At 61.9% G+C, this 20,387-nt stretch carries 16 protein-coding genes; 3 read left to right on the top strand and 13 right to left on the bottom strand.

All coding sequences use genetic code 11. The features are described 5' to 3' along the window. Positions 1-5 precede the first annotated feature (5 nt). The 7 genes from AAA138_RS09420 to AAA138_RS09450 form a co-directional block, all read right to left on the bottom strand. On the bottom strand, positions 6-1,850 hold the full coding sequence (locus AAA138_RS09420; RefSeq protein WP_343006448.1) for a CBS domain-containing protein: 1,845 nt from the start codon (positions 1,848-1,850) through the stop codon (positions 6-8). Positions 1,851-2,224: 374 nt separating this feature from the next. Then, positions 2,225-3,631 carry a polysaccharide deacetylase family protein gene (locus tag AAA138_RS09425; protein ID WP_349090608.1) on the bottom strand — a complete coding sequence of 469 codons (1,407 nt, stop codon included), beginning with the start codon at positions 3,629-3,631 and terminating at the stop codon, positions 2,225-2,227. Between the two features lie 72 nt (positions 3,632-3,703). Further along, positions 3,704-4,459: a PRC-barrel domain containing protein gene (locus tag AAA138_RS09430; RefSeq protein ID WP_349090609.1), complete on the bottom strand. Its 756-nt coding sequence runs from the start codon at positions 4,457-4,459 to the stop codon at positions 3,704-3,706. After that, positions 4,459-4,848 carry a YtxH domain-containing protein gene (locus AAA138_RS09435; protein WP_138113744.1) on the bottom strand — a complete coding sequence of 130 codons (390 nt, stop codon included), beginning with the start codon at positions 4,846-4,848 and terminating at the stop codon, positions 4,459-4,461. The genes AAA138_RS09430 and AAA138_RS09435 overlap by 1 nt, the downstream gene beginning before the upstream one ends. Before the next feature lie 136 nt (positions 4,849-4,984). Next, positions 4,985-5,818 carry a hypothetical protein gene (locus AAA138_RS09440; protein WP_349090610.1) on the bottom strand — a complete coding sequence of 278 codons (834 nt, stop codon included), beginning with the start codon at positions 5,816-5,818 and terminating at the stop codon, positions 4,985-4,987. Positions 5,819-5,842: 24 nt separating this feature from the next. Next, entirely contained in the window at positions 5,843-7,216 is a 1,374-nt protein-coding gene (locus AAA138_RS09445; RefSeq protein WP_343000715.1) for a hemolysin family protein, read from the bottom strand. Between the two features lie 107 nt (positions 7,217-7,323). Further along, positions 7,324-8,007 carry a hemolysin III family protein gene (locus AAA138_RS09450; protein ID WP_343000716.1) on the bottom strand — a complete coding sequence of 228 codons (684 nt, stop codon included), beginning with the start codon at positions 8,005-8,007 and terminating at the stop codon, positions 7,324-7,326. A gap of 186 nt (positions 8,008-8,193) precedes the next feature. On the opposite strand from AAA138_RS09450, the gene AAA138_RS09455 reads away from it, so the two are divergent. Beyond that, on the top strand, positions 8,194-9,159 hold the full coding sequence (locus tag AAA138_RS09455; RefSeq protein ID WP_349090611.1) for an alpha/beta hydrolase: 966 nt from the start codon (positions 8,194-8,196) through the stop codon (positions 9,157-9,159). Between the two features lie 253 nt (positions 9,160-9,412). Here AAA138_RS09455 and AAA138_RS09460 read toward each other — a convergent pair whose 3' ends face one another. The 6 genes from AAA138_RS09460 to AAA138_RS09485 all read right to left on the bottom strand — a co-directional run bounded on the left by AAA138_RS09460 (position 9,413) and on the right by AAA138_RS09485 (position 17,659). Further along, entirely contained in the window at positions 9,413-10,618 is a 1,206-nt protein-coding gene (locus AAA138_RS09460) for a DUF362 domain-containing protein (protein WP_349090612.1), read from the bottom strand. 231 nt (positions 10,619-10,849) lie between these two features. Continuing rightward, the gene (locus tag AAA138_RS09465) at positions 10,850-13,516 is read right to left on the bottom strand and encodes an FtsX-like permease family protein (protein WP_349090613.1); all 2,667 of its coding nucleotides are present in this window, start codon (positions 13,514-13,516) and stop codon (positions 10,850-10,852) included. A gap of 8 nt (positions 13,517-13,524) precedes the next feature. After that, positions 13,525-14,238 carry an ABC transporter ATP-binding protein gene (locus AAA138_RS09470; RefSeq protein WP_349090614.1) on the bottom strand — a complete coding sequence of 238 codons (714 nt, stop codon included), beginning with the start codon at positions 14,236-14,238 and terminating at the stop codon, positions 13,525-13,527. A gap of 93 nt (positions 14,239-14,331) precedes the next feature. Further along, the gene (locus AAA138_RS09475) at positions 14,332-15,537 is read right to left on the bottom strand and encodes an ABC transporter permease (RefSeq protein ID WP_349090615.1); all 1,206 of its coding nucleotides are present in this window, start codon (positions 15,535-15,537) and stop codon (positions 14,332-14,334) included. Then, positions 15,524-16,711: an ABC transporter permease gene (locus AAA138_RS09480; RefSeq protein ID WP_349090616.1), complete on the bottom strand. Its 1,188-nt coding sequence runs from the start codon at positions 16,709-16,711 to the stop codon at positions 15,524-15,526. Before AAA138_RS09480 ends, AAA138_RS09475 begins: the two co-directional genes overlap by 14 nt. Positions 16,712-16,720: 9 nt before the next feature. Then, positions 16,721-17,659: an ABC transporter ATP-binding protein gene (locus AAA138_RS09485; RefSeq protein WP_349090617.1), complete on the bottom strand. Its 939-nt coding sequence runs from the start codon at positions 17,657-17,659 to the stop codon at positions 16,721-16,723. A gap of 197 nt (positions 17,660-17,856) precedes the next feature. Here AAA138_RS09485 and AAA138_RS09490 point away from each other — a divergent pair, with 197 nt between their 5' ends. Then, entirely contained in the window at positions 17,857-19,002 is a 1,146-nt protein-coding gene (locus AAA138_RS09490) for a histidine kinase (RefSeq protein WP_349090618.1), read from the top strand. Beyond that, positions 18,999-19,628 carry a response regulator transcription factor gene (locus tag AAA138_RS09495; RefSeq protein WP_349090619.1) on the top strand — a complete coding sequence of 210 codons (630 nt, stop codon included), beginning with the start codon at positions 18,999-19,001 and terminating at the stop codon, positions 19,626-19,628. Before AAA138_RS09490 ends, AAA138_RS09495 begins: the two co-directional genes overlap by 4 nt. Positions 19,629-20,387 lie beyond the last annotated feature (759 nt).

The following is a 20,387-nucleotide window of genomic DNA, read 5'->3' on the forward strand; positions in this document are numbered from 1 at the left end:
ACCACCTACCCCATGACCGACATGGTGAGCAGCACCGCAGCAGCACAGTACGCCACACACGAGATCATGACGGCAATGACGTTCATGGCGGTGCCCGACGTATTGAGGTCGTGCTCGTCACGCCAGAACAGCACCATCAGGTAAATCACGGCGCTCATGTTGCCCACCAGGCAGATGATGGCCGCGATGTTAAAGCAGCCGGTAAAGAGCTGCTCCTCAAACATAGGGGCATCGAGGAACGCGGCAGTGCGCACCAGCTGCGCACACAGATAGGTCACGAGCGAAAGGATCAGGCCCATACCCGTGCTCTGGAAGAAGAATCCCAGGTACGGTTTGGGCTCGTCGTCGTGACCGTCGTACTCCAAGAAGTAGTTCTTGACGAACGACACCATGCGCGAAGCCGCCAGCAGCACGAGCGGCATGGCGCACATGGGGAACACCACCAGATGCGCGGAGCCCAGCGCCGTTCCCAGCACCGTCGCCATAATACACGAGGCGATGCCCCACACGACGACCCAGTACTGACGATGCACGAACCAGCTGAGCACGTTCGTCGAGTCGTCCGACGCGCTATCGCCCGAGCCGACACCGGCAATCTGCAGGTCCTCCTGATGCTCCTCGGCGATAACGTCCATGGCGTCGTCGAAGGTCACGATACCCAGGATATGACGGTTCTCGTCGCAGACAGGGATGGCAACCAGGTCGTACTTGGTCATCTCGTCCGTCACGTCTTCCTGGTCCTCGTCGGGCGACACGTAGACCAGGTCGCGATAGGCGAGCTGGCCCAGCGTGGCGTCGCGGTCGGCCACGATCAGCGTGCGCAGCGAGAGCACGCCCGTCAGCATGCCGCTCGGATCCTCGGTATAGACGTAATAGACGCTCTCAAAGTCCTCGTCGAGTTTGCGAATCGCCTCGATGGCATCGCCGACCGTCGCCGTGGCGGGCAGGGAGACAAACTCCGAGGTCATGATGCGGCCGGCAGTGTTGTCCTCATAGCCCAGCAGGTTACGAATCGCCTTCTCCTCCTTGACGCCCATCAGGCGCAGGAGCTTCTCGGCCTTCTCATAATCGAGCTCGTCGATCAGGTCGGCGGCGTCGTCCGGGTCCATCATGGCCAGCATCGACGATGCGTCGGTATCGGACAGGCCCTCGAGCATCTCGGTCATGAGCTCGTCGTCATCGAACTCCGAGATGGCCTCGGCGGCCTGTGCCGTGTCGAGCTGCGCGAACACCTGCGCGCGCAGGCGCGGGTCGAGCTGCTCGATGATGTCGGCAATGTCAGCAGGATGCAGCTCGCCAAGCGTCTTGTGCGACACCGAGAGCTGGATGTTCTTAGTCGAGCGATCGAGCAGGTCCATGTAAGACCAGGCGATAATGTCCTCGCTGAGCGGTTTGCCCAGATGCTTCATAAAGCCCTCGACGACATGCTCGAGTGTGGGGCTGATCGCGCGCAGCAGACCGCGGGCGCCGACCTCGGCACCCAGCAGACGCAGCTGATTTTCGCCCGACATGGAAAACTTGATGTCGTTGACGCGCACGACCTTCATGCCCTGCGTGTCGACAATCTGCTTGTTAAGCACGTCGCGGGCAAGCAAGAGTTCGGTCGGCTGCAAGTACGAAAAACGGATTTCGGTGGCCGACGTCTTAAGGTGTACGCCCGTCTCGTCGATACGGTCGACCCATTTGCGCCAGCTGATCATAAACGGCGTCTTGCCGGGACCGCGGAACGCGAGCGACGTCACGTGCGGAAAAACTTCGCCGGTTGCAATGCCAAAATCGTTAACCACGCCGAGCTTTTCGCCGTCGACGTCCAAGACCGGCAATTTGAGCATCTCACTCAGATAATTCAATGGTGCTCCCCATCATTATTCCTGCGGACCGCGCGACCATGCCGGCACGCAATCCGTGGACTTTTAGATATGTATACGCATGCGCGGGCGGCACACCGCTCGGCACTCACACCCCGTGCACGCGCAGAAAGCACCTGCATGGGGTCATCGACTGTATGGTCGAGGTTTGGATTTCACCTGTAACCTTTCTCTTGACCCTCATTAACCGCAGTAACTATAGCATCAGCATCGCACTGCGGCACCGAATTTATGCGCTGCACATCGCAGGCATACCAAACGCTGACGTATCCGTGACATAGAGCCAGATGAGCACGGTGGGACAAAGCGATTAAGACCGCCCTAAACGACCAGTCGTTTAAGCACGTCCCCAATGACTACTCTGTGGTGTCGTCGTCCTTGGGGAGTTGGGGGAACACGGCGTTTTTGGGCATGGAAACCTTGGTGAGCGAGGTGAGCTTTTTACTCAATGCCGTGTCCGTCTTGACCAGGTCGCTGAGCGTCACGATCTTGTAGCCGTCGGCGACAAGGCCATCGATAATCTGCGGCAGCGCCTCGAGCGTCTGCTCGGCGCACTCATCGCTATCGGTGAGCAGCACAATATTGCCCGGCGTCATCGAGTCGAGCACGGTCGATACTTGCTCGTCAGCGCCGTTGAGCAGCCAGTCGCCCGAATCGATATTCCACGAAACCACGGCGGATACCAGGTCCATCGAGTCAATCCAGTTTTGCTCGTCAAACGCGGCGTAGGGGGCACGCAGCAGCATCGTCTCGACGCCGGTCGCCGACTTAATCGCCTCGGTGCCCTTCGTGATCTGCTTGCGCACCGTCTCGCGATCCTCGCCCTTGAGCGAATCATCGCTGTAGCTGTTGGAGCCGATCTCGCACCCGGCATCGGCAATCGCTTTGGCAGTAGCGGGCGAGGCTTCCGCGGCATCGCCCGAAAGGAAGAACGTCGCCGTGACGCCCTTTTCCTTGAGCACCTGCAAGATCTGCTTGGTCGCGCCGCTCGGGCCCTCGTCAAATGTCAGGGCCACGTACTTTTCGTTGCCCTTGGGCGCTACGCTTGCGCACTCGACCACGCAGTCGGTGGCGGGCACGACCTCGCCGCGGTCCTGCGTCTTGCCCGACTGCTCGCCGACCCATACCTCGGAGCGGCCCTGAACACCCCAGGTTTTGACATACTCAATGGCACCCGTGCCCTCGACCTTAAGCTTTGGCTCGATAGTCGTGGCCTGGACCTCATGCTTTTCGTACACGTTGCGGCCGTCCTTGACCGTCACCTTCTCGCCACCCGTAAGCTCGTGACTATCCCATTTGCCTTGCTTCACGCGCTTGCCGTCGACCTTCACCGACAGCTTTTCGCCGCCATGGCGCTTGAGCACGCTGTCGTCGACGGCCAGCAGATCGCCGGCGTCGTACGTTTCGGTCAGGCTTTGATCGTCGATAAGATTCTGCAACGTAGAGCCCACGCGCACCGCGGTCTTTTGCCCGTTGAGTTCCACGTCCACACTGCGGTTGACGTAGCCCACGACGGCAGCGATAAACAGCACGAGCGCGCAACCCACGGCGATGAGCGCATAGGGCAGGCGGGACGGTCGGCGCGGCGAGCGCCCGTTGCCGATGCGCGCGCTGCGATCGCTAAACCCACGGCTATGGTTGAGGTACATCGCGCCGGGCTTACGGCGACGTCGACGCTGGCCGCTGGGCAGCTGCCCCAGGTCGCAGCGCGCCGTCGGACGCGCACCCGAGGGCCCGTTTAAGTTAGATCCGTTTTGGCGCATGTGCCCTCCCCCATAAACACAGCGAGCCGGAGCAACATGTCTCCGGCTCGCCTCCCATCATTTGGTACGTCGCTATTTGCTAGCTTTTGACGAGCCCCCGCTCGCCTTTTGATATTCGTCCTTAAAGGCCTTGAACATACCGCGCGTCTTGCCGAGCTGCTTGCCCAGTGCGCGGCTGCCCTTGTCCACGGCGACCGATCCCTTGTCATCGAGCACCTTGGCGCCCTTCTTGACCTTATCGCCCACCACGACACTGGCCTCGGCAGCCTTGGCGGCCGCGCCGCCCGAATACCCGAGCGACTTGACCTCGTCCGAGACAATCATCGCGCCGTTCTCGTAGCCGCGCAGCATCGTCGGCGGCACCTGCGTGTCGCCCACCAACATGCTCGATGCGGCACTGGCGGTCACATAGAACGTCTGTACAATGCCCGAACGCGGCTTGAATTCAACGTCCGAGCAGTAGCCCACGACATCGCCCGATTCCGTGCGCACGTCCATGCCAACCCAGATGATGCAATCGTCCAGGTTGATATCGAGGCGCTTGGCCGCGGCGGCATCGTAGGTGCCCTTGACGTCGTCGACCGCGACAGTGCCCTCATAGACGCCGATGGCATCGAGCGCCACAAACCGGTCGGAGCGCTCGATCATACCCGCGATATCGGACTGGCGAACCATAAAGCCCACCACGCGCGTACCGCCCGGGGTAAAGACGGGAAAGTGAATCTTGCCGAGCTTTTTAGGGCTGCGCGGCGTGCCGTCCTTTTTGGTGCGCTTGTCTTCGGCAGGCTTACGATAAACCTTGACGCCGACAAAATCCCCTGCGCGCATTATGCCTCGGTCGAGGACTCCGTGGCCTCGGTGCCGGCCTCGGTGACGTTCTCGACCACGACGTCGGCAGCGGGCGTCACGTTGCCGCCCGAGATGGCGTCGTTGAGCTGCTCGCGAAGCTGGTCCATGCGCTCGCGGGCCAGGTCGACCTTGGCGCGCAGGTCATCGGTCTTGGCGTCGACCATCGGGCCAAAGTCGTTGACCGCGGCACGAGCCTCCTCGGCACTGTGCTCGTAGGTGTCACGCATGTTGTCCCAGGCGTCGTTGGCGATATCGGCGGCCATGGCGCGGGTCTCGGCACCCGAGCGCGGGGCCAGAGCAACGCCGATGATAGCGCCGGCGGCAGCACCAAAGAGCGCACCGGAGACAAAGCTGAAAGTCTTTCCCATGATCATTCCTCTCCTGCGGGCACCTCGATGCCCACCGTTTGAATGCTGTCCATTATACCCGCAGCGCAACACTTGCCGTCGTGCTCATCTGCGTACGGTAAAAGCGCAGGTACATGATGGTGATAAGCGAGTGAGCCTACTCCTGCGGCATAGCCGGCATGGCGACCGTGGCGGCCGGGTTCTCGCCGGCGCCATCGACGAGCGGCAGGTTGCCCTCATGCGCCGAGCCGGACGGGGCCGTTGCCGCACCGCCAAAGACGGCCGCGGGGGCCTCGTGGTTCTCGGCGACCGCACCCTCGGTATCGATTGGCATCTGCGGCTCGTCGTCAAAGCTCGGGACGCCTTGGGGCTCCGCAGACTCGGGCTCAGCAGGCGCCTCGGCAACGGGCTCAGTGTCGGCGTCGGCAGGAGCATCGCCCTCGGGCACATCCTCGGCCACGTCCTCGCCGTTCGCAGCGGCAACGGCCTCGTGCGGGTCCTTGCCCTCGGCCTCGGCACGCATGCCCAGCACCAGGTTGCGCAGGCCCGCGACCGTGCCTTCCACGTCGGGGGCCGGCTGGTCGGCGTGCAGGTACGCCCAGTCCATCATAAAGGTCGCCGAAGACAGCGCACCGATGGCCAGCGCGTCGTCGGGACACGAAAGCTCGACCTCAAAGACACGCTCGTCGTGCTCGCTCACGCGCGTGCGGCCGCACGAAATGCTGCCAGCGAGACCGGTCTCGTTCATGAGCTCGACCGTCACGTGCTCCAGCAGGTGGCAAAGCTCGGTCTGGCCCATGCAATCCTGGAACTCGCGACCCGAATCGCCCAGGCACAGATGCTTGGCAATCGCGGGCACCAGGTAGTACACGCGCGCCGTGGCCTCGATATCCTCCGAGGTCATGAGCGGCATGCCGGGGTTCACCAGCACATGCGCGCAAATCTTGTCCTCGCTGACGGTGACCTTAAGGATGTTGAACAGGCCTGCCATAACTCTCCCCTACTCTTCCTTGCCCTACTCGTCGCCATCGTGCGGGTCCGCAGAGCCCGCACCCGACGCCGCCGGCTTCTCGGCCGAGGACTCGGAATCCTTCTTATCGGTTTCGGCCGGAGCGATCACGCGAATGAGCGAGATGCGCTGGCCACGCATCGACTGTACCTTGAACTTGTACCCTGCGACCTCAAACACCTCTCCGATGTCGGGCACCGAGTCGCAAAGCTCCAAAATCCAGCCGGCGATGGTCTCATAATCATCGCTTTCCTCGAGCGGCCAACCAAGCTCAATCGCGTCATCGCACGAAAAACGCCCATCGACGAGCCACTCGCGGCGCGAAAGGCGCGTGAGGTACTTGTTGTCGGGGTCGAACTCGTCCTCGATCTCGCCGACGATCTCCTCGACGATGTCCTCGATGGTGATGATGCCGGCCGTGCCGCCGTACTCGTCCACGACAACCACGATCTGGTCGTGCGAGGTCTGCATCTCGGACAGCAGCGGCAGGATATCCTTGGTGTCGGGCACAAAGGTGGCGTCGCGCAGGTAATCGGCGATGGGCTGGTCGCCCTTGCCGTCGAGCGCGGGCTGAATCAGGTCCTTGATGTGCGCGATGCCCGCGACGTTGTCGGGGTCCTCGTGATAGACGGGGATGCGGCTGAAACCGGTCTGGCGCATGGTGGACAACACGTCGGCGACTGTCTCGTCGTCCTCGCACATAGTGGTGTCCACGCGCGGCACCATGACCTCGCGGGCAACAGTGTCGCCCAGGTCGAAGATCTCGTGGATCATGCGCTTTTCCTCGTCGAGCAGGTCGTCCTGCTCCGAGACCATGTACTTGATTTCTTCCTCCGAGACGTTCTGGCGGTCGTCGGCGCTCTTGATGCGCAGGATGCGGGCCAGGCCGTCGGAGCAGGCACCGGTCAGCCACACGAGCGGGCGGGCGATCTTTTGGAACACCGAAAGCGGCCCCACGACTTGCTTGGACACGCCCTCGGCATTGGCCAGACCAATGCGCTTGGGCACGAGCTCGCCGATCACGATGGACACGAAGGCGACGGCGACGGTGATGATGACCGGCGCCAGGCCGCGCGCGATGGCAGAGAGCGGCGCGATGCCAAAGCTCATGAGCCACGTGGCAAGCGGGTCGGACAGGCTCGTCGATGCGACGGCAGACGAGGCGAAGCCCACGAGCGTGATAGCGACCTGGATGGTGGCCAACAGCTGATCGGAGTCGGCGGCGAGCTGGACGGCGCGCTCGGCGCGCTTATCGCCCTCCTCGGCATCGTGCTCCAACACGGCGCGCTTAGCCGTGGTGAGAGCCATCTCGGACATGGAGAAGTAGCCGTTGATAAGCGTCAGGACGAGGGTAGTGATAAGGGAGATGGTTATGTCCATCGGGAGTTTCTCGAACCTCCAAGATTCGGGACGTCAGGGTAAAACGTTGATGGCGGATACGGCAATTGCGCCAGTCACCCGTGCGAGCGGGGCCGTGGGCGCGGTCGCTAGATTACGAAGAGGATCACCGCCATGAACTGGAAGATACTGCCGGCGAGCACCCACAAGTGAAACACACTGTGCAGATAGCGCACGTTTTTGGCGATATAGAACGGCACGCCCACGGTGTAGCACACGCCGCCGACGGCGAGCAGGGCAAGCGCGACGGGGTTCAACAGCGCCACGAGCTCGGGCAGCTTAAAAACGACGAGCCAACCCATCAGCAGGTAGACCAAGCCGCTTACCCAGTGCGGTTGACGCTCGCGCATAAAGCACTCGAGTGCGATGCCGATGATGGCAATGGCCCACACGGCAAAGAACAGCATAGGGCCGCCGTCGTTTGCGAGCGTGATGAGGCAAAACGGCGTATAGCTGCCGGCTATGAGCAAGTAGATGCAGCTGTGGTCGATAATGCGGAACACGCGCTTGGCGCCCGCGGGCTGAATCGCGTGATAGAGCGTGGAGGCCAGATATTCGAGAATAATGCTGACGCCATAGACAATCGCCGCGGCCATGTGGGCCGGGCCTCCGCCGCGCAGGGCAGCGAATACGATCAGGAGCACCAGGCCGGCGATACCCAGCAGGCAGCCGACACCATGGGTGACGGAGTTCATGATCTCCTCGCCCACCGTGTAGTGTGGAACGGCCGCGGTCTTGGGTCGCGGCTTAGAACTGTCGCTCGAATCGGACATGCCGGTTACATCCTCCAACGTAAAGAGTTCTCAACACTATATCAAAGCGTCTGGGTACGTGCGAAATTTGCACCATACGTGACCCTTTGTTTACCCATTCTTTGCCTGTTGACGCATCAACGGCGAACGTCCATAATGCGCTTGCATTAAATGTTGATGTATTAACATCTTATAGGAGAGTACTGCATGGCTCAAAACGCACGTTCCCATCGAAAGCTCAAGATAGCCGGCATCGCTGCGCTAGTGGCTGTCGTTGCGCTGCTCGGATTTGCCGGCAACTTTTTGTTTGACTTTGCCCTGAACCCCCAAGCGCCGTACACCATGAAGATGATGCAGGATAGCAAGAACGACAAAGAAGGTGAGCAGCCGGATGCCGAGGACACCGAGGCGCGGGCGTGGTTTAAAGAGAATCGCGAGAGCAGCAGCCTCACCGCAGATGACGGAACCGAGCTTGCCGCTTGGTATTTTGCTGCTTCGGAGAGCACGCACGACTACGCCGTCTGCCTGCATGGATATACCAACGAGCCCATCGGTATGGCCCGATACGTCAAGCGATTCCACGACCGCGGCATGAACGTACTCGCACCCGCCGCCCGCGCCCACGAGCGCTCCGGCGGCGACTATATCGGCATGGGCTGGCCCGAGCGGCTAGATGTCGTTGCATGGATTGGGCGGATCGTTCAGGCTGACCCCGAGGCACGCATCTTGGTCTTTGGCGAGTCGATGGGTGCGGCAACCGCCATGAACGTCGCGGGGGAATCTCTGCCCGCAAACGTAAAATGCATTATCGAGGACTGCGGTTATACGAGTGTTTGGGACGAGTTTTCTCTGCAGCTCAAGGACGTGTTCGGCCTGCCCAGTTTTCCCTTGCTCGATGTAGCAAATTTGGTGTGCAACGTGCGCGCGGGCTACGACTTTCATAAGGCGAGCAGTGTGGAGCAACTCAAACACGCGACGGTTCCCATGCTGTTTATCCACGGCGACCAGGACACCTTTGTGCCGTACAGTATGCTCGACCAAAACTACGACGCGTGCGCCAGCAAGGTCAAGCAAAAGCTCACCATCCACGGCGCCACCCACGCCAAGAGTGCGCAAGTTGACCCCGAGCTCTACTGGAACACAGTCAACAACTTCCTCGACGAGTACTTTTAGGCAAAAAGCAACGTCTGGGGCTTTATCTGACCCCCCCTGTTTTCGGAAGTGCGGGGAAAATCGCGGGAAGCTCAACCAGACCACAGTTTTACCAACAATTTATCAGGGGTTTTGTTGCCAAAAAACGGTTTGTGGTCGGCGGTATTCGATTTTTCACCGCACTTCCGAAATGCCGCCCGTGGGCGCTGTGCTCACGAGCGGCATTTGCTAACGTTGCGCTACAAATGCGCTTGTTTTGTCCAATATCTAGGCGCTATTTAACCTCGATGAGCTCGTACTTGCTCGTGCCCAGGCCGATCTTCTCGGCATGCGCGATGCACGCGCGCCAGTCGGTGTCGGGATGCGTGATGCAGAAGGGGTCGTGCGCCTGCTCGCCCTCCAGATGCTCGTGGTTGTGCTCCATCTTGGCCGCGCTATCGGTGAGCTCGGTGTTGGGCAGTGGCTCGGACGCCATGACGGCGTCGGCGCAGGCCTGATCGATGGCGACCGGGTCGAAGCTCGCGAACATGCCGATGTCGTTGACGATAGGCGTATCGTTTTCGGGATGACAATCGCAGTTGGGGCTGATGTCCATAGCAAGCGAGATATGGAAGCTCGGGCGGCCGTCGACGACAGCCTTCGTGTACTCGGCGATCTTGTAGTTGAGCACATCGGCCGCGGCGTCATAGCCGGGCTTGATGCAGTCCTGGTTGCACGCCGCAATGCAGCGCCCACACCCCACGCAGCGATCGTGGTCGATGGCGGCCACGTGCACCGTGCGAGTAGCGCCGCTGGCAAGCTCGCGCTCGCGGGTATCGTCGAACGAGATAGCGTTGTGCGCGCAGATCTTTTCGCAGGCACGGCAGCCAATGCAGTGCTCGGTCGCGACGTTCGGTTTGCCGGCGGCATGCTGCTCCATCTTGCCGGCACGGCTGCCGCCTCCCATGCCCAGGTTCTTCATGGCACCGCCAAAGCCGGCCTGCTCATGACCCTTAAAGTGGGTGAGGCTGATCACGATGTCGGCGTCCATGAGTGCCTGGCCGATCTTGGCCTCGCGCACGTACTCGCCACCCTCGACCGGGACGAGCGCCTCGTCGGTACCCTTGAGGCCGTCGGCGATGATGATCTGGCAGCCCGTGGCATACGGGGTAAAGCCGTTCTGATAGGCGGTATCGATGTGCTCGAGCGCGTTTTTGCGGCTACCGACGTAGAGCGTGTTGCAGTCGGTGAGGAAGGGCTTGCCGCCCAGTTCCTTCACGACATCCGCGACGGCGCGGGCGTAGTTGGGGCGCAAAAAGCTCAGGTTGCCCAGCTCGCCAAAGTGAATCTTGATGGCGACGAACTTGTTCTCAAAGTCGATCTGCTCAATTCCGGCGTGACGGATGAGGCGCTTGAGCTTGTCGAGCTGGCTCTCGCGAGCATGCGTGCGCAGGTTGGTGAAGTACACCTTAGCGGGTGCTGCGGGTGCAGTTGCGGTCATAAATCTATCCCCTCGGTCTATATGGCGTTACAGACATAGAGGATGGTACCAGTTAAAGCAGAGGTAAAGTCAAGTACGGCACCTAGTCATTGGGGGCCACTCATTGGGGACAGACTTAAATGAGTGCCGCCAGGGACAGTCCTTGCCAGTCCGGCCGGCGAGCCGGCGAATCGGCAAAGACTGTCCCCAACGACTAGTCGTTTAAGAACGTCCCCAACGACTAATAAGGGGCTACTCCTGCACCTTGAGAGCTTCGGCCAGGCCCACACGTTTGATGGAACGCATGTGCAGCAACGCCACGACCAGGTAGGTCACAAAGCCAATGCCCACGCACGCCGCCATGGACCAAGCGGGCACGTAGATCTCGATATTGCCGTTGTAGGCGAGCAGCATCGAGCGGAAGATGACCGTGAGCGAGCCAATAATGACCGGCAGGCTCAGCACGAGCGACGCCGCCACGCACAGCGTGATCGAGCGGATGTACAGATGCGAGATCTCGCTATCGCGATAGCCAAAGACTTTCATGTAGCTGATCGAACGGGCGCTGTGGTCGATCACAGCCTTGGTCAGCAGGTACATAAACAGTAGGAAGATGAACACCGCAAGCCCAACCATCATGCCGATCATTTTGCTCATCATGCCGATGAACTGGTCGCCCACGGCGCGCATGTCGTCGGGCGTGGTGTCGCCGGCAAAGTAACGCGCATCGAGGTCGAGCTTCTCGTCACTCACATAGCCGTTAAAGTAGGTGGCGTCGTTGCCGAACAGCTCGTTAAAGTCGTCGATACTCATATAGATATTCATGTCCGACTTGGAGCCCCAGGCACAGTCCTTGCCCGCGTACTCAAAGGAATAATGCTCGTCCTCGTACTTGTCGCTGAGCGTGACCTTCTGGCCCTCGCTCCAGCCAAACTTATCGAGCAGACCGCCGCCAAAGACGACGCGTCCGTCGCCGACGTTGAGGTCTTTCCAGTAGCGCGAATCGGGCGAGATACCGTAGACGGAAATCGTCTCCTGCCCATTACCATCGCCGCGGTCGTATTGCAACTGGTAAACGGCATATTTCTCGGCCTGCGCGATTGCGCCCGCGCCGTTGTCGGTCGTATTGACCGGGTGGATATCATCGTTGTCAGTGTCGATCTTAGAGGCCTTGTCGATCAGGTCGATAGCCTCGTCGCGGTCGCAGCCGAGGGCATCGGCAAGGTCATCGAGGCGCGCATAAAGCGCATCCTTCTTGTCCTGGACCTTGGCGAGCGCGTCCTGCGCCGCGGCCAGGCTCTCGGCAGACGGAGCGCTGGTCGCGGCATCGGCTGCTGCCTGCGCTGCATCGGCCGCGTCGTCAAGCTCGTCATCGGCATCCTGAGCGGCAGAAAGCAGTGCGCCGTCAACCGACTGCAAACGCTCGAGTGCCGACCACTGCTCGCGCTCCTCGGCGGTGCCCTCGAGTTCCAGCGGGGCCTTGAGCGTGTACTGGTGCTCGGCGACCAGGCTTGTCTCGAGGTTGTCCGCATAGTGCGTCATCGTGGGCAGAATCGCCAGGCCAAAGAGCAGTAGCAGCGAGGCAAACGCAATGCCCACGAAAAGCGTGGCGAAGTTGCCCAGATTACGCAGGAAGATGCGCAGGCGGAAGCGCGAGACAAAGCCCATGCGCTCCGGCAGCTGCAGGCCGCGCTTGGTGCCCGACTTGCCGCCCGCCTCGTGACGGAGGAACTGCAACGGCGTCTTGCCCATCTTGCGAAGCAGGCCCACCAGCGTGATGAGGATGAGCGCGGCGGCGGGAACCACGGCGCACTTCACAAAGATCTCCCAGCTCCAGTACACCTGGAAGGGCGGCAGGCTGTACGAACCGTAATAGAGACTGCGCATGGGCTCGGTAAAGAACACAACGCCGAGCGCAGTGCCCAAAAGCGCCGCGACCACGCCCACGATAGCGGGAAGCGCAAGGTAGTGCAGCACGATCTCGCGTCGACGATAGCCGCTGGCGAGCAGCGTGCCGATGATGGCGCTCTCCTCCTCGATGGTGGCGTCGGTAAGGACCACAAAGACGAACGCCATGATCACGATGATGATGTCGAGCAGCGTCATCCACATCATAGAGTCGCCGTCCACGTCATCGCGCGCATAGCCAATGCCCTGATTGGAATCGGCGTCGATCAGATCGTCCACGCGCGCATCGGCGTCGGTCAGTGCCTCGACCATATCTTGCTCGGCGTCGATGCGGTCCGCGGTGGGGAGGTCGCGATCGGTAAAGGTGAAGGAGTAGGTGTAGGCGGGTGCGCCGCCGGCATCTTCGAGCGCGGCAAAGCCGCCATCGGTGACCTCGGCCACGCCGTACGTGATGGTGTTCACCGTAAAGTCCGAATTGTTGAGGAACAGCGCCTGGCTATCGGGCTGGGTCATGATGCCGCAGATGATGTAGGCGCGACCCTCAAGCTCAACCTTATCGCCCACGGCGAGGTCGTTGTTGGTGGCGAAGACACGGTCGATGGCTACCTCATCGTCCGTCTTGGGCTCCTTGCCCTCACAGTAGGACGCGATATCGACCTTGGTGCGGTGCGCATAGGTGCGCAGCGTGCGCTTGGTGCCGTCGTCGCCGGCGGTCTTTTTGATGATGGCGTCGATGGAGAAATTCTTGTAGAGCGTGACGCCGCCGACGTCGTCGGCCGCGTCCTCGGCGGCCTTGAGCTCGTCTTTGGTGGCCTCGAAGGAGGTGGTCACGCGGCCGTCCTCAATCGTGTACGCATCGCGCATGTCGTCGATAAGGCAACCGATGGAATGCGCCGCGAGCAAAAAGCCCGAGGTGAGAGCGATGCTTCCGCACATAAGCAAAAAGATGCCCAGGTACTTGCCGATATTGCGGCGCAGCTCGCGCGGGAGACGTTTTGCGAGAGGTGTCATGGCGCCGCCTACCAATCGAGCTCGGCGGCCGCAACGGGCGACTCGTTGAGCTCATCCTCGACGATGCGTCCGTCGCGCAGGCGCAGCACGCGGTTGGCCATGCGGGCGATGGCGGCGTTGTGCGTGACGATGATGATGGTGCAGCCGTAGGTGCGGTTGACATCCTCCATGAGCTGCAAGATTTCCTTGGACGTCTTATAGTCGAGCGCACCGGTGGGCTCGTCGCACAGCAGCAGGCCCGGGTTTTTGACGAGCGCACGGCCGATGGCGCAGCGCTGCTGCTGGCCGCCCGAAACCTGGCGCGGGAACTTGTTGCGGTGCTCGTAGAGACCCAGCGAACGCAGCAGGTCATCGATGTTGAGCGGCTTTTTGGACAGGTGTGCCGTGACCTCGATGTTTTCCTTGATGGTGAGATCGGGCACCAGGTTGTAGAACTGGAAGACAAAGCCCAGCTCACGGCGGCGATACTCGCCCAGGTCGGTAGGTTTGAGCACCGTGAGGTCGCAGCCGTCCACCATGATAGAGCCGCCGTCGGCATCCTCCAGGCCACCGATCAGGTTAAGAAACGTCGACTTGCCCGAACCCGAAGGTCCCAGCATGACGCAGATCTCTCCGCGGTTGATGGACGTATCGATGCCGTCGAGCACCGTCAGGCGCGCATCACCGTCGCCGTAGTGCTTTTTGAGATCCTTAACCTGGACGTAGGCTTCCTGCGTTGCCATGGTATCCCCCATTGTTAGCCTCATACTACTTTATGAGCGTAATAGTAAACCTTGGCGAACTATTTTGGGGCGAGGTCTGGACTTTATTTCAGACTAGGCGCGGGATTTGGCGCGTGCGAGGGCGAGGCCCGCGGCGGCGATGGCCACGGCGAAGAGTGCCGTGACGCCCAGGTCGCAGGCGATGTCGCCCAGCACGGCGGACGTCAAATCCGAGGCGAGCGCCTTGCCGATCGCGTCGTTCACCCAATATGTCGGCACAAAGTGCGCCACCGTCTGCACGGCCGGGCCCATCAGCGACAGCGGCATCCAGGCGCCGCCCAAAAACGTCATGAGCATGCCGAGCAGGTTGCCCACACCGTTGAGCAGCTCCTCGCGCGCACCCAGGCTCGACAGCGCAAAGCCAACGGCCAGCGGCGTGCACGCCAGGGCAAACGTCGCTGCCAGCGCCAAGCACACACGGCCCGCGCCGACCTCGGCGACCGCACCGGCAAAGCCCACGACGCCCATCATGCTCGACACAAACCAGATGCAGACGGTGATCACGGCGGCGGCTGCAAACACGGCAAGCGAGCGCCGGCGCTCGGAGATTGGGCCGGCATCCATACGACGCACGCGCTCAGGCTCGTTCATGCCCGAGAACACCAACCCCACCGACACGATGACCGACGAGATAATCGCGTACGCGCCGAAGTTGAAATACGACTCGAGCGTGGCGGCGGCAGTCGAGTCGACCTTGACCTGCTCGATCTCGACCTCGGCACGCTCGGTGGCCGCATGCTCGGCGGCCTTGGCAACGTCGCCGTTAGAGGCGGCGGGCTCAAGTGCGGCCGCAGCGCCCGCGAGCGAGATCCAGCGCGAGGCCTCGGCAGACGAGAGCGCCGCCGCCATGGTGCCGGCACCGTAGGTCACATCGAGCTTGGGCAGGGACTCCCCCGCGCGGGCGGCTGCAACGAGGTCGCCCTCAAACCCCTCCGGGATAAAGAACACGCAGTCAGCGCTGCCCTTGGCGCTATTGCTCTTAGAAAGCGCGTCCGCAAGATTGTACGTATCGTCGCTGACGCCCGTGACCAGCTCAAAGCGCGAACCCAGATGCTTGGTAAGCGCACGCGAAAGGTCGCTGTCATCGCGGTCGACCACGATCACGTTGGCATCGTAGGGCTTATACTCGGTGAGCTGCGACGAGTTCCAGCTCACCGATGCCGCGATAAACACACCCAGCAGAGAAATGAACACCGTGTAGATGAGCAGATAGAGCGGGTGCGCAAGCGCCATGCGAAGCGCAGTCTTAAAGGTGCTCATAACGGCTCCTTCCAAAGATCAGCGTGGCGGCGGCAACGAACAGCAGCGCCATAAGGACCAGCGCGCCGGCGCGAACGGCAAAGGGGCCCAGGTCCTCAAAGAAATACAGGCGGTTGAACATGTCGCAGATGAGCTTGACGGGGTTGAACCAACACTCGGCCGGGCAGGCGCGGGCAACATCGTCGGCAAGCGCCATCGCCGGCTCGCCGTAGAGGCCGGCGAACAGGGCGCACGTGGTGGCAAAGCCCGTGAGGATGCCCGACTTGGACGCCTTGCCGCCCTTAACGGGAAGCGTGCCCACAAAGAGCCCCAAGCCCGTGGCGGCAAGCGCGGAAGCGGCGGCGCCCACCAAACACAGTCCCTCGCGCCCGCCAAAGTCGATGCCCACGACCAGGCGCACGTAGCCGATCGCAATCGCCATCGAGGCAAAGGAGACCAGCCACGAGCCCACAAAGATGCCAGCCAGCGACGCCGTCTTGGAAAGACCGCCCACGCAGCGACGTGCGCCGAGGCCCGACAGATTGGGCTGCAGATCGACGACGCTCAAGGCGGCAAACTCGGCAGACATCATCGCCACCAGGCCAAAGAGCGCGTAATAGTAGATGACTGTGCCATCGGGCGTGGTGCGCGTAAGGCTCACGCGGCGGGTGCCGCCCTCGAGCGACAGGGCGCGCGCAACCGCCTCCGGGTCGGCGAGCGCCACCGGGTTGTCCTGGGCAATCTGGCGCATGAGCTCGGCATTTTGTGTATACGAGCTTGCCACCGTCTCAAGGATGCTGCGGTCAGTGAGCACCGACGACGCACGCGAGTTGTCATAGCTCGAAAGCAACGTGAGTTTGGGCGTGCCCGCGGCATCCACCGTGTAAATGCCCGCGACCTCGCCGGCCTTGAGTGCTTTGTGCGCGGCAGCCAAGTCTTCGTACTCGCTCACATCGAGCAGCTGGTCGTCGCCTGCCTTGGCAAGCGACGTCGCCACGTCCTTAAAGGTTGAGGCGTCCCAGGCCTCGTCCGCCACGACGGCAACCGGCACCGGGTCGACCGTACCGTCGGAGCTCAGGTTCGCAAACATAAACATGAACATCGTGGAGAGCGCGACGGGAAAGATCGCGCCCCAAACCCACGTGCTCGGCCGGCGCAGCAGCGTCTTGACCGTAATGATAATGGTGTTGAACATGGCCGCCCCCTAGTCGCGCAGCTCGCGGCCGGTGATCTCGAGGAACACGTCGTTGAGGGTCGGCGGCTCGCTCCACACGCGGCCGAGCGCCACGTCGGCAGCGCGCAGCGTGTCGAGGATGTCCACCAGGTTGTGCGGGCTCGCCTCGCAGGTGCAGACAAGCTCGCCGCCGGACAGCTCGACGCTGAGCACGTGCTCGAGGGCGCGCAGCCGCTCGACCGTGGCTGGCTCGACGGCGCCTACCTCGACGGTCACGCGCTCGCCCATCTGAATCATGCGCTTGAGCTCGTCGTTGGTGCCCTGCGCCAGCACGCGACCGCCGTCCATGATCATGATGCGGCTGCAGATCTGCTCGACTTCCTCCATGTAATGGCTGGTATACACCACCGTGGCGCCCTCGTCGCGCAGGCGGCAGATGCCCTCCAGGATGGCGTTGCGGCTCTGCGGGTCGACCGCCACCGTGGGCTCGTCAAAAAAGATGAGCTCGGGCTTGTGCGCGATACCGCAGGCGATGTTGAGGCGACGCGCCAGGCCGCCCGAAAGCTTACCGGGGCGAAACTTGGTAAAGTCGCCCAGCCCGACAAAGTCGATGGCCTCGTCGACCAGTGCGCGGCGACGCTTTCGATCGTTGACGTAAAGGCTGCAGAAATAGTCGATGTTCTCGCGCACCGTGAGCTCGTCAAACACCGCCACCTGCTGCGGCACCACGCCGATGCGGCGCTTGAGGTCATAGCGGGCGGGCGTCATGGGTTCGCCGAACAGCTCGATGGTGCCTTTGTCGTAGGCAAGCAGCTGCAGAATACAGTTGATGGACGTGGTCTTGCCCGAGCCGTTGGGGCCCAGCAGGCCAAAGATCTCGTCGGAGGCGATGCTCAGGTTAAAGTGGTCGAGCGCGATAAGGTCGTCATAGCGCTTGACGAGGTTTTCGACGTGGACGATGTCTGTCATGAGGCGGCCCTTCCGTTGATTGCGGCCCGGTACGATTGCATCATCGCAGGAGCCGCCGGCGCGCACCAGTGAGCTTTGTCACGAGTGCGGGGCTTGGTCGCGTGGCCCGCCGGCGCCCCCGATTTGCCGTGCGGGAGGAATGTCACGGTTGCGCAGGCGGCCCCTCCACCACGCGCAGCTTCGCGTACAATACCCGTATGAACAGGCTTTTCGACAAATCGATTGTGCTGGCGTGCTGCATTGCGGCCGCGATGGGTCTTACTGTGGACGCTCGCCTGGTCGCAGCGTTTTGCCTTGGCGTTATTACCACCTCGATGGCCGAGCTCGCGCAGAAGGATCGCACGTGCCGCACAAGCGAGGCCGCGAGCTACGCTTACATCATCGCGGCCGTCTTCGTGCCGCCGTTTGTGCCGTTTGCGCCTCTCGCCCTCTATGACATCGCGCGACGCGTGCGCCGCGAGCATGCCTGGGTCGTGCTGGGCATTGGCATCGCCTTTGTCTTTGCGCTCGTCGCGGACCTTCGTGCCGACGCGCTCACCGCCCGAACGCTCCTGCTGACCGCCATCCTTTCGGTTGCCGCCACCTTGCTGTCGCTACGTACCGCCCAGTTGGAGCGCGAGCAGCAGCGCATGCGCCGTACCCGCGACGAGCTGCAGGAACGAGCCCTCGCGCTCGAGGCGCGCAACCGCGATCTTGCCGACCGCCAGGACTACGAAGTCGAACTCGCGACACTCGCCGAACGCGCCCGCATCGCGCGCGAAATCCACGATAACGTGGGCCACCAGCTCACGCGCGCCTCACTGCAGGCCGAAGCCTTGCGCGTGGTCCATGCCGACGAGCCCGGCGTCGCCGCCGATTTCGCCGACGTCAAACGCACGGTTGACGAGGCGCTCCAGCTTGTGCGCACCAGCGTCCACGCGCTCAACGACAACGCCGTCGACCTTTCCGTGCAGCTCGAACGCATTGTTGAAGGCGCGCGCTCGGACGGTGGCCCGCAGATTGAGCTTGAAGTTATGACCGAACATGCGCCCGCAAACGTCGCGAACTGCTTTACGGCGGTCCTGCGCGAGGCGCTCTCCAACACCATGCGCCACGCTTGCGCCCATACTGTCACCGTACGGTGCATGGAGCATCCGTCGTTTTACCAGCTCATCGTTACCGACGATGGCGTGGGCGGGGTCCAAGCAATCGACCGTGGCGCCGCGGAGGGCATGGGGCTCGCCTCCATGCGCGAGCGCATCGAGGCGCTTGGCGGCACCTTCACCGCCGGTCCGCGCGCCGGCGTCGGCGGCTGGCGCGTGTTTGCCACCGTTCCCAAACAGCAAGGAGATGGGGACCGATGAGGCTCATCGTTGTCGACGACGACCGCTTGGTGGTCGATTCGCTCAAGATTATCCTGGGCGCCCAGCCGCAGATCGAGGTGGTGGGCACCGGCGCCAACGGCAACGATGCGTTGGCGCTCTACGCCGAGCACGCACCCGATATCGCACTGCTCGACATTCAGATGCCGGAGCGCGACGGCCTTTCGGCGGCACGCGAGATCCTCGAGCGCGACCCTGCGGCGCGCGTGGTGTTTCTGACGACATTCTCGGATGACGAGTACATTGTGTCGGCGCTCAAACTGGGTGCCCGCGGCTATCTGATCAAAACCGATGTCGCCGCCATTCCGCCAGCGTTGGCGCAGGTCATGGACGGCAAACGCGTGCTCGAGGGTAAGGCGATCGAGGATATCAACTTTGATGGGGCGGACGTCGAGGCCGGCGCGACCCGCCGGCCCGCCGCCTTTGCCAGCCTGACCGACCGCGAGTTCGAAGTCGCCGAGCTCATCGCCCGCGGCCTCGACAACAAGGAGATCGCTGCCACCGCCTATATGGGCGAAGGCACCGTGCGCAACCACATCAGCTCGATCCTTGCCAAAATGGGTCTGCGCAACCGCACGCAGATCGCCATCGCCTACCTGCGGGGGTAATTGCCCGAAGACCGACCGCCCCGGCAAAGAAAAATAGCTGCTACCGATTTAATGCCATTTCAAAACTATGTCGGATTACGGGGCAAAAGTCGGAGCCCTCATCCATAGCCTCATTTTCTGCAAAATGACAGCCCATCTACCTGCGGTTTTATTTTCACGGATATCGGCATGGTTGAGGGCTCGTGACTCAGCCCCGTAAACCGGCATTGTTTTGTTCGGGCGGCCCTGCACGAGCGCCTCCGCAAGTCTCGCGGGACCAAAATGATCCGTTTTCCTCCGCCCGCGGAGATCGGCCGACGGCGCCCGCCACGAAATCGGCCCATCTACTACGTTTAACTCGATACCCCCGGCCATAACCGCTTTTCATGAAAAATCGCAGGCGTTCTACCTGCAGTTTTGTTTTTGCGTTTTCGCCATGGTTGAGGGTAGCGGCTTAAACGTAGTAGATGGGCCCATTTCGTGGCAGACGGGTCACGCGGCAGCCCTCGCAAGGCCAAAATGGTCCGTTTCCCTCTGTCCACGGGAGTTCAGGGGCTGGTACTGATATGGTGTCATTTCAAAACTATGCCGGATTACGGGGCTAAAGTCGGGGACCTCATCCATACCTTCATTTTTTGAAAAACGGCAGGCTATCTACCTGCACTGATAATTGTCCTTGGGGGAAGCGGGCACTGCGGGGGCGCGTCAACAGCGCGCGATTTCCGCGTCGCAGCGCTACCCTGATGCTGAACGCCGGGACGATGACCCACTGACCTGCTG

Origin of the sequence: Collinsella sp. CLA-JM-H32B (assembly GCF_040098065.1) — a bacterium.
Taxonomy (GTDB): Bacteria; Actinomycetota; Coriobacteriia; order Coriobacteriales; family Coriobacteriaceae; genus Collinsella.

Coding starts and splice junctions, on each gene's coding strand:
- AAA138_RS09445 (WP_343000715.1), bottom strand. CDS start 7,216: ATGGACATAACCATCTCCCTTATCACTACCCTCGTCCTGACGCTTATC.
- AAA138_RS09465 (WP_349090613.1), bottom strand. CDS start 13,516: ATGACACCTCTCGCAAAACGTCTCCCGCGCGAGCTGCGCCGCAATATC.
- AAA138_RS09495 (WP_349090619.1), top strand. CDS start 18,999: ATGAGGCTCATCGTTGTCGACGACGACCGCTTGGTGGTCGATTCGCTC.
- AAA138_RS09430 (WP_349090609.1), bottom strand. CDS start 4,459: ATGCGCGCAGGGGATTTTGTCGGCGTCAAGGTTTATCGTAAGCCTGCC.
- AAA138_RS09490 (WP_349090618.1), top strand. CDS start 17,857: ATGAACAGGCTTTTCGACAAATCGATTGTGCTGGCGTGCTGCATTGCG.
- AAA138_RS09455 (WP_349090611.1), top strand. CDS start 8,194: ATGGCTCAAAACGCACGTTCCCATCGAAAGCTCAAGATAGCCGGCATC.
- AAA138_RS09480 (WP_349090616.1), bottom strand. CDS start 16,711: ATGTTCAACACCATTATCATTACGGTCAAGACGCTGCTGCGCCGGCCG.
- AAA138_RS09425 (WP_349090608.1), bottom strand. CDS start 3,631: ATGCGCCAAAACGGATCTAACTTAAACGGGCCCTCGGGTGCGCGTCCG.
- AAA138_RS09440 (WP_349090610.1), bottom strand. CDS start 5,818: ATGGCAGGCCTGTTCAACATCCTTAAGGTCACCGTCAGCGAGGACAAG.
- AAA138_RS09460 (WP_349090612.1), bottom strand. CDS start 10,618: ATGACCGCAACTGCACCCGCAGCACCCGCTAAGGTGTACTTCACCAAC.
- AAA138_RS09475 (WP_349090615.1), bottom strand. CDS start 15,537: ATGAGCACCTTTAAGACTGCGCTTCGCATGGCGCTTGCGCACCCGCTC.
- AAA138_RS09470 (WP_349090614.1), bottom strand. CDS start 14,238: ATGGCAACGCAGGAAGCCTACGTCCAGGTTAAGGATCTCAAAAAGCAC.
- AAA138_RS09435 (WP_138113744.1), bottom strand. CDS start 4,848: ATGGGAAAGACTTTCAGCTTTGTCTCCGGTGCGCTCTTTGGTGCTGCC.
- AAA138_RS09450 (WP_343000716.1), bottom strand. CDS start 8,007: ATGTCCGATTCGAGCGACAGTTCTAAGCCGCGACCCAAGACCGCGGCC.
- AAA138_RS09485 (WP_349090617.1), bottom strand. CDS start 17,659: ATGACAGACATCGTCCACGTCGAAAACCTCGTCAAGCGCTATGACGAC.